We start from the raw sequence: 16,187 nt of genomic DNA on the forward strand, positions 1-16,187 counted from the left end.
AGGGGAGCGCAGTGAAACAACAGCACATCGCCTGGGCGGTACTGGGGTTTTTCAATTTGCTGCTGGCCAGCGTGCTGGCGGGCACCTGGTGGTACGGCCTGATCCTGGGGCTGGTGGTGGCCGCAGTGGGCGCGTGGTTGCTACGGCAGCCTGGCCCGGCCACGGTCTCCGAAACTGTCCGCGTTCAGGACACGCCCGCCTTTGTTGAATCCACCGCCAGCAAATACGTCCGCCTGCCGGAACTGGTCACCGGGGTGGTGCCTTTGTGGGGCCGCAATATCGAGCTGGCGCGCACGCAAACCCGTGAAGCGGTCGATAACCTGGTGGTGCGCTTTGGCGGCATCAACCAGCAACTGGGCCAGGCCGTGGGTCTGGCGGCGTCGGGCTCCGGCAGCAACATGCTGCACATGATTGATGACTCCCGCACGCAACTGGACGGCATTATCGCCTCGCTCCAGGACGTGCTCAGCGCCCGCGAAACCCTCCTCAAGGAAATCGAAGGTCTGGGGCAGTTCAATGCCGAACTGCAACGCATGGCCGCCGATGTCGCCCACATTGCCGGGCAAACCAATCTGCTGGCGCTCAATGCCGCCATTGAAGCGGCCCGCGCCGGTGAAGCCGGGCGCGGCTTTGCCGTGGTGGCCGACGAAGTACGCAAGCTCTCCAACATGTCGGGCGAAACCGGCAAGCGCATTGCCACCAAGATCGAATCGATCAACCACACCATTGAATCTGCACTGCACGCCGCGAGCGATATCTCCAAAGAAGAAGCCCGCATGATCGAGCACAGCCAGGGCGTGATCAGCGGCGTGGTCGAGAACTTCCAGCAGGCGGCCAGCCAGCTCTCTGACACTGTGGGCCAACTGGAACAGGAAAGCCGCTCGGTCGAGCACGAGGTGCAGCAGGTGCTGGTCAACCTGCAATTCCAGGATCGCATCAGCCAGATTCTGGAACACGTGAAGCTGGATATGGAAAAGCTGGCGGGCTTGCTGGAATCGCGGCAGCCCTTGCCGGATGAACACACCTGGATGAGTGAACTGGAGCGCAGCTACACCACGCTGGAACAGCGCTACGCCCACCACGGCGAGAGCGCGACGCCCGCAGCGGCGCCCTCCGGCGGCATCGAGTTCTTCTGAAATCCGTTCTGAGCGTTTGCGGGCGTATGGCCCGACAAGGAGTGCTACATGGCAAAGACCATCCTGATTGTTGACGACTCGTTCAGCCTGCGCCAGACCCTGGGCATTGCGCTCAAAGGCGCCGGTTACGATGTGGTCGAAGCCGTGGATGGCAAGGATGCGCTGGCCAAACTGGATGGCCGCAAGTTCAACCTGATCATCTCTGATGTGAACATGCCGAACATGGACGGCATCAGCTTTGTCAAGGCAGCCAAGCTGCTGCCCGCCTACAAGTTCACCCCCATCATCATGCTGACCACCGAAGGCGACGAAGCCAAGAAGGCCGAAGGACGCGCCGCCGGCGTACGGGCCTGGGTGATCAAACCGTTCCAGCCGCCGGTGCTGCTTGATGCCGTCGCCAAACTGATCATGGCCTGAGAGGAACGCCAGCATGAGCGAGCCCGATGACGACCTCCCGGCGGCCCCGCCGCCCGCCCTGCACAAGCTGGGCGGCGATATCACCATTTTCCGGGCCAATGAACTGAAAGACGACCTGATGCAGGCGCTGGCCGTGGCTGATCAGCACCTGGATCTGGACCTGTCTGACGTGCAGGAGATCGACACCGCCGGCGTGCAGTTGCTGCTTTCTGCCCAGCAAGAAGCCGCGGCGCAGAACAAGCCGCTGCGCTGCCATCACCCCAGCCCGCAACTGGTGGCCGTGCTGGCGCTGCTCAACCTCACCGGGCGCTTGCTGGACGCGCCTGCCACCAGCGAAGCCGGAGGCTGACATGGATATGGACATGGCCCGTGACGCGCTGGTGCAAGAAGCGCGTGAGCTGTTAAGCGCCATGGAAGCGGCGCTGCTGCAGATCGAGTCTTCCGGCGTGGATAGCGAGGCGATCAACGCCATTTTCCGCGCGGCCCATACCATCAAGGGATCGGCCGGGCTGTTTGCCTTCAACCGCATCGTCAGCTTCACGCACATTGTGGAAAGCGTGCTGGACCGCGTGCGCAACGGCGTGCTGCCGATTGACGATGCCATGCTGTCCTTGCTGCTGAACTGTGGCGACTACATTGCGCAACTGGTGGATGCCATTGCCGCGCGGCTGGAAGAAGTCGAGCCTGATCCGGCCCGGCGCGCCGAACTGGAAGCGCAGCTAAACCTGCTGCTGGATGAACACGACCGCGCGCCCGCCCACCCCAGTGCACCGGCGCCGGCACCCGCAGCGCCAGTCAGTGCCGAACCTGTCGCCAGCGCAGACCCGGTGGCCAGCCCGTACTGGCATTTGTCGCTGCGGTTTTCGCCCGACGTTCTGCGTATGGGGCTTGATCCGCTTTCGTTTCTGCAATACCTGGGCAATGTCGGCACCTTGCTCAACCTGCAGACCTTGCCGGAAGGGCTGCCACCCTTGGCACAACTGGACCCGGAGCAAGCCTGGATCGGCTTTGAACTGGATCTGCAATCTGAAGAAGACCGCGCCGCGATTGATGGCGTGTTCGATTTCATCCGCGATGACGCCAGCATTCTGGTCCTGCCGCCGCACGCCGCCATGGCCGAATACCGCGCCTTGCTGGCGGCGCGCAATGACCCGCCAATGCTGGCCGCGCTACTGGCACAGGGCACGCTGACCGCCGATGAAGCCGCGCGCGCCTTGCTGCCAGAACAAGCCACGGTGGAATCCGTGCCCGTCATCACGCCGGCAGCCGCGGTTGAACCCGCCATCAAGGCACCGGCCAATACGGCCCGCGGTGGTGATGAAAAGAAAGGCGGCTACGAGCAGAAATTCATCAAGATCGAGGTCTCCAAACTGGATCAGCTGATTGATCTGGTGGGCGAACTGGTGATTGCCGGCGCGGGCGCCAGCCTGATCGCCAACCGCCGCAAGGATTCGCAGTTTGAAGAAGCCGTGCAGTCGATTGCCGAACTGGTCGAACACATCCGCGATGCTGCGCTGAACCTGCGCATGGTGCCGATCGGTGAAGTGTTCCAGCGCTTTCCGCGCGTGGTGCGCGACATCAGCCACGAACTGGGCAAAGAGATTGATCTGGTGGTGACGGGGGCCGATACCGAACTCGACAAAAGCATGGTCGAGCGTTTGTCTGATCCGCTGATGCACATTGTGCGCAATGCCATGGACCACGGCATTGAGGCGACCGATGCGCGCCTGGCCGCAGGCAAGCCCGTGGCCGGGACGCTGCGGCTTAATGCCTATCACGAATCGGGCAGCATCGTGATTGAGGTCTCTGACGACGGCCGCGGCCTGAACAAGACCCGTATTCTGGCCAAGGCCGTTGAACGGGGTCTGGTCACCGCCGACCAGCCCCTGACCGAGCGCGAAGTCTTCCGGCTGATTTTCGAGCCGGGGTTTTCCACGGCCGAGCAGATCACCAACCTGTCCGGCCGCGGCGTGGGCATGGACGTGGTCAAAAAGAATATCGAGTCTTTGCGCGGCGAGGTCGAGATCGTCAGCACCGAGGGGGCCGGCACCACCGTGCGCATCCGCTTGCCGCTGACGCTGGCGATTATCGACGGCTTCCAGGTCATGGTGAACGAGTCGGTGTTCGTGATCCCGCTTGATCTGGTGATCGAGTGTATTGATCTGGCCGGCCTCGATGGCCATCACGACATTGTGAAACTGCGCGGCGAGCCGCTGCCCTTTATCCGCCTGCGCGAGTTGTTTGAACTGCCGGCGCTGGAACACGGGCGCGAAAGTCTGGTGGTGGTGCAGTTTGGCCAGCAACGCGCCGGCCTGGTGGTTGACCGGTTGCTGGGCGAGTTCCAGGCCGTGATCAAACCGCTGGGCGAACTGTTTTCCCGTATCAAAAGTATCAGTGGCTCCACCATTCTGGGCGACGGCAGGGTGGCGCTGATTCTGGATGTCGCCAATCTGGTGCATCAGGCCGTGCAGCAACAGGCCGCACCGCAAAACAGCAAGGCCGGCACCGGTCTTGTTTCACCACAAAAAAGCAATGGATGATGCAGGAGCAAACCAATGAACGCGTTTAATCAGATGCGGCTGGGCACCAAGCTCCTGGCCGGATTTATTGTCGTGGCCATGTTCACTTTGCTGATCGGCGTGTTTGCGCTGATCAATATCAGCCGTGTGGGCGCGGCCGGAACGGCGATCTACACCGAAAACCTGCTGGCGATTGCCAATCAGGCGCGGGCGTCGATCGCGCTGGGGGCGGTTTCGCGCACGCTGGTGCGCGCCATGACGCAGACCGAAAAGCCCGATGACATGCGCGGCACGCTCAGCCGTCTGCAAGGTTATGTGGACATGTACAACAAGTACTGGCCGCTTTACATCCAGACCGCGCCCAGCGAAAACGAATCGCGCCTCAGAGAACAGATCAAACCGCTGATTGCCGATTTTCTGGTCAACTCGGACAAAGCGTTGCACCTGCTCTCTGACGGGCATGTCGATGACGCCCGCCCGCTCATCAACAATGATCTGCGCACGCAATACAACAAGATCGACAGCCTGATGTCCGACATTGCCGAGGACAACATCAAGCAGGCCGATCAGGCCAACGCCTCCAACGAGGCCATGGTGGCCAATGTGCGCAATGTCACCATCGTCATCGTGATCGTCGCGTTCTTGCTGTCGATTGTCATGGGGATCTTGCTGGCCCGCATGGTCACGAAGCAGGTGGGTGGCGAGCCGGCGGAAGCGGTCGATATCCTGCAGCGCGTGGCCGATGGTGACCTGACCGTGCGCATCAACGTGCGCCCCGGCGATCGCACTTCCATGCTCTACAGCATTGACCAGATGGTGCAAAAACTTACCGGCGTGATGACGGATGTCTCCAGTTCGGCCAGCGCGCTGGCGTCGGCCTCGGAAGAAATCTCGGCCTCGGCCCAGGCCTTGAGCCAGAACGCATCTGAACAAGCCGCCAATGTCGAAGAAACCAGCGCCGCGGTGGAAGAAATCACCTCGACCGTATCGCAGAACTCGGAAAACGCCCGCGTGACCGATGGCATGGCAACCAAATCTGCCTCTGATGCCGGCGAAGGCGGCGACGCCGTGAAGCAGACCGTGCAGGCCATGCAACAGATTGCCGGCAAGATCGGCATCATCGACGACATTGCCTACCAGACCAACCTGCTGGCACTGAACGCAGCCATTGAAGCGGCCCGCGCCGGTGAGCATGGCAAGGGCTTTGCGGTGGTGGCGGCCGAAGTGCGCAAGCTGGCCGAACGCTCGCAAGTGGCCGCGCAAGAGATCAGCTCGGTGGCCGCCAACAGCGTGATGATGGCCGAACGCGCCGGCAGTTTGCTTGACCAGATGGTGCCGGCCATCCGCAAAACCGCGGATCTGGTGCAAGAGATCTCTGCTGCCTCCCGCGAGCAGGCCAGCGGGCTGGACCAGATCAACACCGCGGTATCGCAACTGGCGCAGACCACGCAGATGAATGCCTCGGCCTCGGAACAGTTGTCGTCTACCTCTGAAGAAATGAGTGCCCAGGCCATCCAGCTGCAAGAACTGATCCGCTTTTTCAGGGTGGATGAAGGCGGTTCACGCCCGGCCGCGCGACGTGCCGGCGCTGGTGCGCGCAGTGCGGCCCGTGGTGGCGAAGCGGTGGATGAATCCGCCTTTACCCGGTTTTGATGGAGTACGCGCATGACCAGCCCCGCCCCGGTGACCCGCACCGGCACGGCAGCGGCTGCAGCAGACGCCGTGCAGTACCTGACGTTTTCTCTGGACGGCGAACTGTTTGCGGTGCCGATTGAGCATATCCGCGAAATCATCGAGTTCGGCGGGCTGACCGCCGTGCCGCTGACCCCGACGTTTTTGCGCGGTGTGATCAATCTGCGTGGCGCCGTCGTACCGGTGGTCGACCTGGCTGCGCGCTTCGGCCGCAGCGGGACGACCATAGGCAAACGCACCTGCATTGTGATTCTGGAAGTCGAAGCGGCCTCACGCACGCTGCCGGTGGGCGTGCTGGTCGATACCGTCAACGAAGTGCTGTCTACCGATCGCAGCCAGATCGAGCCCCGCCCGCCGTTTGGCGCGCGCCTGAGAGCCGATTTCATTTGCGGCATGTTCAGCCAGGGCGAGCGTTTTGTGATCGTGCTGGATATCCAGCAAGTGCTCTCGGTAGAAGAAATGGCCGGCCTGATTGGTCTGGCCCTGGAAGAACATGCGGCCTGAGCGCCCGATAATCATGCGTGACTTCGCTTGTGCGAAGCACACCAGGAGGTCGTCATGACCAGCAGCATTGCGCCCGCCATGCAGGGTGCGGGCCCGGCCCTGAGCCAGCAGTTTCTGACCTTTTCGCTGGCCAGCGAGTTGTTTGCCATTCCTATCGACCATATCCGCGAAATCATCGAATTTGGCGGCCTGACAGAAATCCCCCTGATGCCGGTGTTCCTGCGCGGCGTCATCAATTTGCGTGGCGCCGTGGTGCCGGTGATTGATCTGGCCGCACGCTTTGGCCGCGCTGCCACGGTGGTGGGCCGCCGGACCTGCGTGGTGATTCTGGAAGTGGAACAAGACGGACACGTATTGCCGTTGGGGGTGCTGGTGGATGCCGTGAACGAAGTCATCACGGTGGAGGCCGACCAGATTGAACCCACGCCGGAATTTGGCGCCCGCCTGCGGGCCGAATTCATCCTGGGCATGTTGCGGTTGTCCGAGCGCTTTGTGATCGCGCTGGATATCCAGCAAGTACTGTCGGTGGATGAAATGACCCAACTGGCAGCAAGCGAAGCGCTGTCGCCCGAAGACGCCGCCGTGCTGGCTGTCACCGACCAGGGCTTTTGAGCGGCAGACCGGATAACCATCATGGCTGGAACCCGCACCACCGCGCCGCCCCCTGTCAGCAACGAAGAAATGCGGCTGTTTCAGCGCCTGTTTTACCAGCAGATCGGCATGCATCTGCCTGAATCCAAGCGCGCGCTCCTGTCCAGCCGTCTGTCACGGCGGCTGGTGGCGTTGGGTTTGCCCAATTTCCGGGCCTACCATGATCTGATCGCCTCACCCAGCGCGCGTGATGAACGCCAGCGTGCCATCGACCTGATCACGACCAACGAGACGTTCTTTTTTCGCGAGATCGGCCACTTTGCGTTTCTGAGCCAGAAGGTGCTGCCGCTGTTTAACCGGTCCGAGACCTTGCGCATCTGGAGTGCGGCCAGTTCGACCGGCGAAGAAGCGTATTCCATTGCCATGCTGCTGGATAACGAGCGGCCGGATGCGCCGTGGGAGATTGTCGGCTCGGACATCAGCCAGCGGGTGCTGGAGTCGGCCCGGCGCGGCATGTACCCCATGGTGCGTGGCGAGAATATTTCTCCGGCCGACCTGAAAAAGCATTGCCTGCGCGGAACGGGCGAGTACGAAGGCCAGTTCCTGGTGGGCAAACACCTGCGGGAGCGGGTGGAATTCACGCAGATGAACCTCACCGCCTTGCCGGCGCGGCTCAAGCCGTTTGATGTGGTGTTCCTGCGCAATGTGATCATTTATTTCGATGCGCCCACCAAGGCCAAAGTGCTGGCCAACGTGACGCATTTTGTGAAACCGGGCGGGTATTTGCTGGTCGGGCACTCCGAGTCTTTGCACGGCATCCAGCTGCCTTTGCAGATGATCTCGCCCTCTGTTTATCGCAAGGTTGGCTAAGTTGTCAGAACGCGTATTTGTGAATCCGGGAGAAATCTACTTCGGTCAGGGGAACGAGCGCATCGAAACCCTGCTGGGCTCGTGTGTGGCCATTACCTTCTGGCACCCGGCGCGGCACGTGGGCGGCATGTGTCATTTTCTGCTGCCCAACCGCGTGCACGGCAAGGTGCCGGTGTACACGGGCGATGGCCGCTATGGCGATGAAGCGCTGCAATACATGATTGAAGAAGTGGCCGCACGGCGCACGCGGCTGCAGGACTATCAGGTCAAGGTCTTTGGCGGCGGGCGGATTTTTGCCAATGAGCGTTCCGGTACGACGATCGGCGAATCCAATGTGCGCTTTGCCTTGTCTGCACTGCATGAGATCGAATTACCCGTGGCCGGCCAGGACGTGGCGGGCGAGGGCTACCGTTATCTGCGTTTTGATCTGACAACGGGAGATGTCTGGGTTCGTCGTGGTCGCGGCTTGCCGGCCACGGCCACACCCAAAAAGCGCGAACCGGTCAAACCCGCAGGAGGCCTGTGAGATGACGATCAAGGTGATGATTGTGGACGACTCATCCATCATGCGCCAGGTGGTGCAGGAGGTCTTGTCCAAACATCCGGATATCGAAGTGATTGGCGCTGCGCCAGATCCTTTGTTTGCCATGACGCGCATGAAGCTCAAGTGGCCGGATGTGTTGTTGCTGGATATCGAAATGCCGCGCATGGATGGCATCACCTTCCTCAAACAGATCATGGCCGAGCACCCGACGCCGGTGGTGATCTGTTCTACGCTCACGCAAAAAGGCGCGGATATCACCATGGAAGCGCTGGCCGCCGGCGCGGTCAGTGTCATCACCAAACCCACGCTGGGCCTGCGCGACTTTCTGCAAGACAGCTCCAATGATCTGGTGAGCGCCATCCGCGCTGCCGCCCGGGCGCGCGTGTCCAACCTGCGCACGCTGACCTCGCGGCCGGTCACGCCTTCATCGGGTGGGGCGTCTTCTTATGCCGGAAGTAGCGGAGGCTCTACCGCCGCCAGCGTGCGTGAACGCATGGAAGGCGGCAAACAGTCGGCCGACGTGATCCTGAACGCGCCGACCGGCAACGCGTTTCTGCCCACGACCGAGAAAATCGTCGCGCTGGGCACCTCCACCGGCGGCACCCAGGCGCTGGAAGTCATCCTGACCGCGCTGCCGCGCACGATTCCGGGCGTGGTGGTGGTGCAGCACATGCCAGAGAAATTCACCAAAAGTTTTGCCGATCGCCTCAACAACATGTGTGAGGTCGATGTGATGGAAGCCAGCCACAACGACCGGATTGTCCCGGGCCGCGTGCTGATTGCGCCGGGTGGCAAGCATATGGTGGTCAAGCGCAGCGGCGCGCAGTATCACGTCGATGTGGTGGACGGCCCGCTGGTCAGCCGCCACCGCCCCAGCGTGGATGTGTTGTTCCGTTCTGTGGCCAAGGCGGCCGGGCGCAACGCCGTGGGTTTCATCATGACCGGCATGGGCGACGATGGCGCGCAGGGCCTGAAAGAAATGCACGACACCGGCGCCACCACCTACGCCCAGGACGAAGCCAGTTGCGTGGTGTTCGGCATGCCCAAAGAGGCCATTGAACTGGGCGGCGTGGATGAAGTGATCGGGCTGGACCGCATTGCCGGATTGATCCAGCGGGTAGGCAAGTAGGATGACCCAGACCGCGCCATCCATGCTGATTGCCGACGATAGCTCTTTGCAGCTCAATCATGCGGTCGAGTTGTGCGTGCAATGTGGTTGCCAGGTGATCTGGCAAGCCATGAATGGCGAAGAAGTGCTGGCGCTGTTGCAAAGTCTGCCGGAAAAACCGGATATCTTGCTGACCGATCTGGAAATGCCCGGCATGGATGGCGTGGAGTTGCTGCGCCATATGGCCGAGAGCAACCAGTTCATGCCCATCGTGTTCATGAGCAGCACGGATGAACAAGTGCTGCACGCGGTCGAAGCGGCCGCCGCGGCATATGGTTTTCCAGTGCTGGGCACCTTGCAAAAGCCCATGAAACTGGAAGGGCTGGGCCACGCGCTGGAGCGGTTCCACATTCTGAACAAACCGCAAATGGCGCCGCCGCCGGCCATTGACGAAACCGACCTGCGCCGGGCGCTGCAAAACGGCGAGTTCGTCCCCTGGTTTCAACCCAAAGTCACTACGCGCAGCGGGCTGTTCCAGTCTGCCGAAGTGCTGGCGCGCTGGCAGCATCCTGACCTTGGCATGATCGCGCCGGTGTATTTCATTGGCCTGCTGGAGCGCGCCGGGCTGATTGGCCGCATGACCGACCAGATCATGGCCACCGCCATCCGTGAGACCAAACAGTTGTATGCGCGTGGCCTGCGTTTTGGGCTGGCGGTGAATATCTCGGCAGAAAACCTGCCAGAACCGGGGTTTGCCGAGCGTATCAAGAACCTGCTGGCGCAAGAGTCTTTCCCGCCCACGCAAATGACGCTGGAGATCACCGAGTCTGGCGTGATGGCAGACCTGGCCCGCTCTCTGGGCGCGCTGGCGCGGCTCAGAATGGCCGGCGTCGGGATCTCGATTGACGATTACGGCACCGGCAACGCCACGCTGCAGCAACTGATGCGCACACCGTGTTCAGAACTGAAGATCGACCGCGCCTTTGTGAACGGCGCCTCTCGCCGCCCGCAGTTGCGGACCTTGCTGGAAAGCACGGTCGATATGGCGCACCGGCTAAAACTCACCGTGGTGGCCGAAGGCGTGGAAGACGCCGAAGACTGGAAACTGGTGCAGGAACTGGGCGTGGAACTGGTGCAGGGTTTCTTTGTGGCCCGCCCCATGCCGCCGGACAAAATCCATGACTGGGTGCGCAACCGGCATGAATGGCTGCACTTGTGGGGCAAGATCCAGAATCTGTAAGTACCGCTCAGCCCATCAGCAAGCGCGTGCCCAGCGCGGCCAGCAAGGCGGGCGGCATGACCACCGCACCGGTTTTGAGGAAGGTCCGGAAATCCACATGCAGCCCTTCGCGGCGCAATACGCCCAGCCACAGAATGGTGGCCAGCGAGCCGGTCACAGACAAATTGGGGCCCAGATCAACGCCAATCAGCAGGCTGTCGGTGATGCGTTCCGGCAAATGATGGGCAGCGACAACCGACGCCCCGATCAAGCCCGCCGGCAAGTTGTTGATGACGTTGCTCAGCAGCGCAATGGCAATGCCGGCCGTGGCCGCGGCGATGGCCTCGCTGGACTGCAACAGGCTCAGCAGCCAGTGGCGTACGGCCTCGATCAAGCCTGCCTGCGCCAGCATCTGCACCAGCACAAACAAACCGGCCACCAGCGGCAGCACACTCCAGGCAATATCACGCAGCAAGGGCCAGGGCGACGCCCGCTGGGCCAGCGTGACAATGGCGGCGGTCAGCAAGCCGAGGATGGCCGTCGGCAAGCCCAGTTGCCAGCCCAGCGCCGACACCGTCAGCAAGGCCGCTGCCGTGATCACGATACCGGCCAGCGCCACTTTGCCGTGACCGCTTAATGGCGCGACTGGCACAGATACGGCACAACGGCCGGCCAGCGCCTTGCGCTGGGTAAAGCGCAGCATCAGCCAGGTGACGGTGATCGACGCCAACGAAGGCAGCCAGAAGCGGGCTGCCCAGTCTGCCAGTGCCGGCATGTGTTTGCCAAACACCACCAGATTGGCCGGGTTGGACACCGGCAAGACAAAACTCGCGGCATTGGCGATCAATGCACAGATCAGCAGCAAGGGCAGCGCTGGCGCCTCGGCGCGGCGGGCCACGGCAAACACGGCCGGCGTTAGCACCACGGCCGTGGCGTCGTTGGATAACAGTACCGTCACGCCGATCCCGACCAGATACACCAGCGCAAACAGCCGGGCGGGCGAGCCGCGCGCATGATTGACGGCCAGCGCCGCCAGCCAGTCAAACAAGCCCTCACGGCGGGCTACTTCTGACAACAACATCATGCCGCCCAGAAACAGATACACATCCAGCCCCGTGCTGATGGCCGCCCACGCAGCGGTCAGCGGCAACAGGCCCAGCGCCACGGCCAGCGCGGCCCCAAGGCACGCCCAGACGGCCTCGGGCCAGTGCAGGGGGCGGGCGATGATGCCGGCAATGCTCAGCGCGGCAATGATCCAGGCAAGGTAGTGCGGATTGATCAGTTGGGTCATGGCAAAAAACCGGGCAAGACGCAGCACGTTGCCGCGTGCGTGCCACAACGTCAAGCACGCCAGTTGCGCGCATCCGGCCGGCTGGCCATAGTGAACAGAAAACCCGACCCCGCGTCGCCAGGAGGCTTGTGTTCCCGTTCCCCGCCCGCACCGCGCCGCACGATGCCCCGTGGCTGACGGAATACACGCGCGCTGCCAGCATTGAATGGCAGGGCGATCAGGTGACCGTGCGCAATGTGCGCAACTTCCGCTATCGCACACCCAGCGATCCGATCCCGGCGTGGTACGACGCCACCTATGATCTGGCGGGCGTGCAGTCGGTGGACATGGTGGTATCGCACTGGGCGGGCGAGGCCATTGCCCACGTGTTTATCAGCTTTGGTTTCAGCGATGGCCGGCATCTGGCGATCTCTATCGAAACCCGGCGCCAGCAAGGCCAGCGGTACTCGACCTGGCGCGGCTTTTTGCGCACCTACGCGCTGATTTACGTGGTGGCCGATGAGCGCGACCTGATCGGCGTACGCACCGACATCCGCCGCGAACGGGTGTACCTGTACCCGCTGAACGTGACGCCGCAGATTGCCCGCCAGGTGTTCGTGCAGTATCTCAAGCGCGTTGATGATCTCAATCGCCAGCCGGAGTTCTACAACACGCTGTTCAACAATTGCACCACCAACATTCTGCGGCACGCGCGGGAACAGGCGCCGCATTTCAGATACAGCTGGAAAATCCTGTGCAGTGGCTACGCCGATGTGTATACGTGGGAGCTTGGGCTGATGGATCAGCAGCAGCCGTTTGCTGCGCTCAAACAGGCCGCGCGGATCGAACGGGCGGCGGGCTTGCCGATCAACGAAGACTTTTCCGGGCTGATCCGGGCGTCCCGCGCCGGGCCGGGGCCTTATCCCTCATGATGATGAACACACGAATCGAACCGGCCCAATCAATCACGACGGGTGGCACATGGTCAGACTGATGTTGCTGTTGCTGGGTGTGGAATATCTGCGCAAACGCTGGCGCGCATTGCGGCTGGTGGGGTGGCTCTGGCTGCTGGCGGGCATCGTGATTTTTATCGATGCGCTTGATAACGCCGTGTATTTTCCGATCACCTTTTTTGCCGGGCTGTTGCTGCTTGATGGCCTGGGCACCATGGCGGTGGCCTGGACCGGCATGGGTGGGCAAAAGGCGCTGCGCTACGTGAAAGCCGTGGCTTTTATCGGTGCCGCCGCGCTGATTCTGGCAGGCCATCATCATGGCAATTTCATACTCTCCATGATTTTCGGCACGCTGTTCCTGGCCGACGGCTTGTTGCAATCCATGTCGGCCTGGGTGGTGCGTTACCCGCGCTGGAAAGCCGCACTCACCGCCGGTGTGATTGAAATCGGCCTGGCCGTGTTTTTCTATCAGCCGTACCCCACGCATTACGTCGGTACCGTGCCGTACTGCATTGGCCTTGGTCTGTTTTTCAGTGGCTGGGGCTTGTTGCTGCTGTCTTACCGCGTGCGCCGGATGCCGGACAACGCCTTCATGCGCGCCGTGCTGGACCAACCCGCCATTCGCCGCTGGCAAGACTACAACCCGGATATCCCGGCCGACGCGCCGCTGGTGTGGGACGGCCCGCCTGCTGATTCAGAACGCGCGCTGACCGTGCATGTGTGGACGCCGGTCGGCTCTGCCCGCACCCAGGCGCAGCGCCGTCTGCTGATTGATCGCTACATTGCCGCGGTCGATGCCAATGGCGTGATCTCCACCGGCCACGCCGCGCTGGAGTCGCCGGAGGGCATCTATATCAGCCTGTATCCCGGCGTAGAGATAGACCGCTCGCCCGAGGACTTTGGCCGCATCCTGCGCGCCACGCGTGAGAACGATGTCCCCGGCCTGTTCCAGCCCGATTACGCCACCGAATCCAAAGCCTGGTGCCCCTCTACCGTGCGCGTGCGGATCCGCAATTACAGCCCGGCACGGCTGGCGCGGTTCTGGCACGAGTACCGCCAGGACACCACGTACAACCTGACCAGCCGCAACTGCTCCAGCAGTGTAGCCAAAGCGCTGGAAGCGGCGGTGGAAGGCTCTGTTGGCCACTTCCGAGGCGTGGATCGCGGCTGGCGGGTGTTTGTGCGCTTGCTGGTGACGCCGGAATTGTGGGTGGCCGCGCAGATCCGCAAACGCGCCAGAACCATGGCCTGGACGCCCGGCCTGACGCTGGACTACGCCCGCGCGCTGAGCATGCTGGTTGATCCACGGCCGTTTGGCTGGTTCAAGATGGCACGCATTGCGGTGAGGCGGATGTTGCGGTCGAGAAAGCGCTGGCAGGTGGAGGCGCAGACGGCGCGGGAGGGGTAAGGGGGAGGGGGATTTGGGGTGGTGGTGGGGATAATCCACCTTGGCTGGCTGTGGAAGCTTAACCCCTTGTTAGCGCCTGGCGGTGCGGGTGTTTTGATACCGGCGGTGGCCAAAGACTTCTGCACTGTCTCGTCATTCCGGACCTCGGCGGCCCCCTTGGCCGGAATCCAGCTGCGATGTTTGCCGGTGCCGCAATGCTTGTTGTTAGCGCCTGGCGGCGCGGGTGTTTTGATACCGGCGGTGGCCAAAGGCTTCTCCACTGCCTCGTCATTCCGGCGCAGGCCGGAATCCAGCTGCGATGTTTGCCAGCGCCGCAATGCTTGAATCTTTGTTAGCGCCTGGCGGCGCGGGTGTTTTGGGTGTCGGGGGTTGCCCGACAGCAAGTGCCTTTCTTTTGGATCGCCAAAAGAAAGGCACCAAAGAAAAGGCGACCCCTGCGACGGCGCCCTTCGGGTTTCCTGCGCTCCTCGCGAAGTCCGGCTGGCTGCGGGAACTCGCTTCGCTCAAACACCCCTCCGCCGCAACCCCGGACTTCGCTGCGATGCTCGGCGCAGTCAAGGGGAGGTACGTCAAAGGCAACAGCAACCCCGAAAATCAACGGCAACGGCAACGGCAACGGCAACGGCAACGGCAACGGCAACGGCAACGGCAACGGCCAGGTTGTCTGGAGGCGAGGTGCGTAGGGTGGATTCGGAGCGTAGCGACAATCCACCGCCGCAAAGGTGGATTGCGCCGCAAATCCACCCTACGCCTTTGACTTGCAAGAATGGCTGGCTAATCCAACCACTTCGTCATGCCGGACCTCGGCGGCCCTTTTGGCCGGAATCCAGTCCGCAGCCCAGGGGGCTACTTGCGGTGGATTTAAGCTACACCCCTTCGCCCTGTCCCAAACCTCATTCGCCCCAGATCCATTGCCAGACGCCGGGCAGTTCTTTGGGGGCGGCGCCGTCTTTCACGGCGCGGGCGTGGGCGGCGCGTTCTGTGGTGGCGGTGTCGTCATAAAACGGTCTGGCGGTGGTCGGCATCTGCAATTCGCGGGCGCAGTCGACCAGTATCTGCAGGTATTCGGCCATGTGGTCGGCGGTGTAGCCGTTGATGTCGTGGAAGGTGACCACAACCGGAATCGCGCCGTCCACGGTGGGCAGTTTGCCGGCGATGATCTCGTCACGCACGTGCGCCAGCATGTTCAGCATGTTGGCGCGGCGGCGCAGGCTGATGTGGTAGCCGTAGATCTTGCCGTCGTTGGCAGACAGGTCTGTCAGCAGCATGGCCATGCCGTGCTGCTGGTAGGCGTTGAAGGTGCTGGCGTTGTAGGCCCAGAACGGTGGGCGGACCAGGGTGGGGGGCGTGCCGCGCAGGCTGGTCAGATCGGCCACGCCGTTGTTGAGCGAGGTCTCCAGGTCAGCCGGTTTCATCATGGCGTGATTGGCATGGAACGGCGTTGCGGTGTGAAACCCCAGCACCTGCCCGTCTGCCACTTCCTGGCGCAAGATGGCGCGGCCTGCTTCGGTTTCGCCGGCATGCCAGGAGCGGGTCTGTGCGAAGAAGACGGCCTTGATGCCGGGCTGCACCGGGTTCTGATCCAGCGTGTGCAGAATCTCCAGCGACGAATTATTGTTGCTGCCGCGCGCCGGGCCGTCGTCAAACGTCAGCAAAAACCGGATCGGGGCTTGCTGTTGCAGGCGTGCCGCCATGGCGGGGGTGACCGGAGCAGGGGCACTGGCGCAGGCGGTGAGGGTGGCCAGCAGGGTGGTCAGCAGAACGGGGCGTAGTTTAAAAAATCCGTGCTTGAACATGATCTTGCAGTAATGCGACAAAAAAACGGCCAACGCCGCGCATGATACGCAGCCCGGCACTGTAGATACAAACGGCTGCCAGGCGGCTGCGTTTACAACGTCGCGCTGGGCAGGGCCGGCAATGCCCCCTAATATGGGCCGGTTTTGTACAGAGGAAGCC

At 62.3% G+C, this 16,187-nt stretch carries 15 protein-coding genes; 13 read left to right on the plus strand and 2 right to left on the minus strand.

Annotated features, from left to right (window positions below):
* Positions 1-407 precede the first annotated feature (407 nt).
* From IEX57_RS21465 to IEX57_RS13710, 11 genes are read left to right on the plus strand one after another with little or no spacing between them, the layout of a single operon-like run.
* Positions 408-1,136 (plus strand): methyl-accepting chemotaxis protein, encoded by a 729-nt coding sequence (locus IEX57_RS21465; protein ID WP_444544642.1) that lies wholly within the window; start codon positions 408-410, stop codon positions 1,134-1,136.
* Positions 1,137-1,184: 48 nt separating this feature from the next.
* Positions 1,185-1,553: a response regulator gene (locus tag IEX57_RS13665; protein ID WP_188704901.1), complete on the plus strand. Its 369-nt coding sequence runs from the start codon at positions 1,185-1,187 to the stop codon at positions 1,551-1,553.
* Between the two features lie 13 nt (positions 1,554-1,566).
* Complete coding sequence (locus tag IEX57_RS13670) at positions 1,567-1,902, plus strand: STAS domain-containing protein (RefSeq protein WP_188704902.1); 336 nt, start codon at positions 1,567-1,569, stop codon at positions 1,900-1,902.
* Between the two features lies 1 nt (position 1,903).
* Complete coding sequence (locus IEX57_RS13675; protein WP_188704903.1) at positions 1,904-4,093, plus strand: chemotaxis protein CheA; 2,190 nt, start codon at positions 1,904-1,906, stop codon at positions 4,091-4,093.
* Between the two features lie 15 nt (positions 4,094-4,108).
* Positions 4,109-5,725, plus strand: a complete 1,617-nt coding sequence (locus IEX57_RS13680) for a methyl-accepting chemotaxis protein (protein ID WP_188704904.1) — start codon at positions 4,109-4,111, stop codon at positions 5,723-5,725.
* 12 nt (positions 5,726-5,737) lie between these two features.
* Positions 5,738-6,268, plus strand: a complete 531-nt coding sequence (locus IEX57_RS13685; protein ID WP_188704905.1) for a chemotaxis protein CheW — start codon at positions 5,738-5,740, stop codon at positions 6,266-6,268.
* Positions 6,269-6,322: 54 nt separating this feature from the next.
* Positions 6,323-6,880 (plus strand): chemotaxis protein CheW, encoded by a 558-nt coding sequence (locus IEX57_RS13690; RefSeq protein WP_188704906.1) that lies wholly within the window; start codon positions 6,323-6,325, stop codon positions 6,878-6,880.
* A 21-nt stretch (positions 6,881-6,901) separates the two neighbouring features.
* A complete protein-coding gene (locus IEX57_RS13695) occupies positions 6,902-7,729 on the plus strand; it encodes a CheR family methyltransferase (protein ID WP_188704907.1) in 828 nt (275 codons plus the stop codon).
* Between the two features lies 1 nt (position 7,730).
* Positions 7,731-8,255, plus strand: coding sequence for a chemotaxis protein CheD (locus tag IEX57_RS13700; protein WP_188704908.1), 525 nt, complete (start codon positions 7,731-7,733; stop codon positions 8,253-8,255).
* A gap of 1 nt (position 8,256) precedes the next feature.
* Positions 8,257-9,402, plus strand: a complete 1,146-nt coding sequence (locus IEX57_RS13705) for a protein-glutamate methylesterase/protein-glutamine glutaminase (protein WP_188704909.1) — start codon at positions 8,257-8,259, stop codon at positions 9,400-9,402.
* A gap of 1 nt (position 9,403) precedes the next feature.
* Positions 9,404-10,621, plus strand: a complete 1,218-nt coding sequence (locus IEX57_RS13710; protein ID WP_188704910.1) for an EAL domain-containing response regulator — start codon at positions 9,404-9,406, stop codon at positions 10,619-10,621.
* A gap of 7 nt (positions 10,622-10,628) precedes the next feature.
* Here the strand turns inward: IEX57_RS13710 and IEX57_RS13715 are convergent, their stop codons facing one another.
* Positions 10,629-11,891, minus strand: a complete 1,263-nt coding sequence (locus IEX57_RS13715) for an arsenic transporter (protein WP_229709021.1) — start codon at positions 11,889-11,891, stop codon at positions 10,629-10,631.
* Positions 11,892-12,019: 128 nt separating this feature from the next.
* On the opposite strand from IEX57_RS13715, the gene IEX57_RS13720 reads away from it, so the two are divergent.
* Together IEX57_RS13720 and IEX57_RS13725 are read left to right on the plus strand one after the other, a co-directional pair.
* Entirely contained in the window at positions 12,020-12,802 is a 783-nt protein-coding gene (locus IEX57_RS13720; protein WP_188704911.1) for an Lnb N-terminal periplasmic domain-containing protein, read from the plus strand.
* Positions 12,803-12,851: 49 nt separating this feature from the next.
* Entirely contained in the window at positions 12,852-14,231 is a 1,380-nt protein-coding gene (locus IEX57_RS13725; protein ID WP_188704912.1) for an HdeD family acid-resistance protein, read from the plus strand.
* Positions 14,232-15,124: 893 nt separating this feature from the next.
* On the opposite strand, the gene IEX57_RS13730 is transcribed toward IEX57_RS13725, so the two are convergent.
* Positions 15,125-16,027, minus strand: a complete 903-nt coding sequence (locus IEX57_RS13730) for a polysaccharide deacetylase family protein (RefSeq protein WP_188704913.1) — start codon at positions 16,025-16,027, stop codon at positions 15,125-15,127.
* Positions 16,028-16,187: the final 160 nt, after the last annotated feature.

The sequence above is a fragment of the Silvimonas iriomotensis genome, from assembly GCF_014645535.1.
Lineage (GTDB): Bacteria > Pseudomonadota > Gammaproteobacteria > Burkholderiales > Chitinibacteraceae > Silvimonas > Silvimonas iriomotensis.

Bases quoted from the DNA above. Each gene is read 5' to 3' on its own strand.
- IEX57_RS13690 (WP_188704906.1), top strand. From the start codon at position 6,323: ATGACCAGCAGCATTGCGCCCGCCATGCAGGGTGCGGGCCCGGCCCTG.
- IEX57_RS13710 (WP_188704910.1), top strand. From the start codon at position 9,404: ATGACCCAGACCGCGCCATCCATGCTGATTGCCGACGATAGCTCTTTG.
- IEX57_RS13725 (WP_188704912.1), top strand. From the start codon at position 12,852: ATGGTCAGACTGATGTTGCTGTTGCTGGGTGTGGAATATCTGCGCAAA.
- IEX57_RS13685 (WP_188704905.1), top strand. From the start codon at position 5,738: ATGACCAGCCCCGCCCCGGTGACCCGCACCGGCACGGCAGCGGCTGCA.
- IEX57_RS13730 (WP_188704913.1), bottom strand. From the start codon at position 16,027: ATGTTCAAGCACGGATTTTTTAAACTACGCCCCGTTCTGCTGACCACC.
- IEX57_RS13680 (WP_188704904.1), top strand. From the start codon at position 4,109: ATGAACGCGTTTAATCAGATGCGGCTGGGCACCAAGCTCCTGGCCGGA.
- IEX57_RS13665 (WP_188704901.1), top strand. From the start codon at position 1,185: ATGGCAAAGACCATCCTGATTGTTGACGACTCGTTCAGCCTGCGCCAG.
- IEX57_RS13670 (WP_188704902.1), top strand. From the start codon at position 1,567: ATGAGCGAGCCCGATGACGACCTCCCGGCGGCCCCGCCGCCCGCCCTG.
- IEX57_RS13695 (WP_188704907.1), top strand. From the start codon at position 6,902: ATGGCTGGAACCCGCACCACCGCGCCGCCCCCTGTCAGCAACGAAGAA.
- IEX57_RS13715 (WP_229709021.1), bottom strand. From the start codon at position 11,891: ATGACCCAACTGATCAATCCGCACTACCTTGCCTGGATCATTGCCGCG.
- IEX57_RS21465 (WP_444544642.1), top strand. From the start codon at position 408: ATGATTGATGACTCCCGCACGCAACTGGACGGCATTATCGCCTCGCTC.
- IEX57_RS13675 (WP_188704903.1), top strand. From the start codon at position 1,904: ATGGATATGGACATGGCCCGTGACGCGCTGGTGCAAGAAGCGCGTGAG.
- IEX57_RS13705 (WP_188704909.1), top strand. From the start codon at position 8,257: ATGACGATCAAGGTGATGATTGTGGACGACTCATCCATCATGCGCCAG.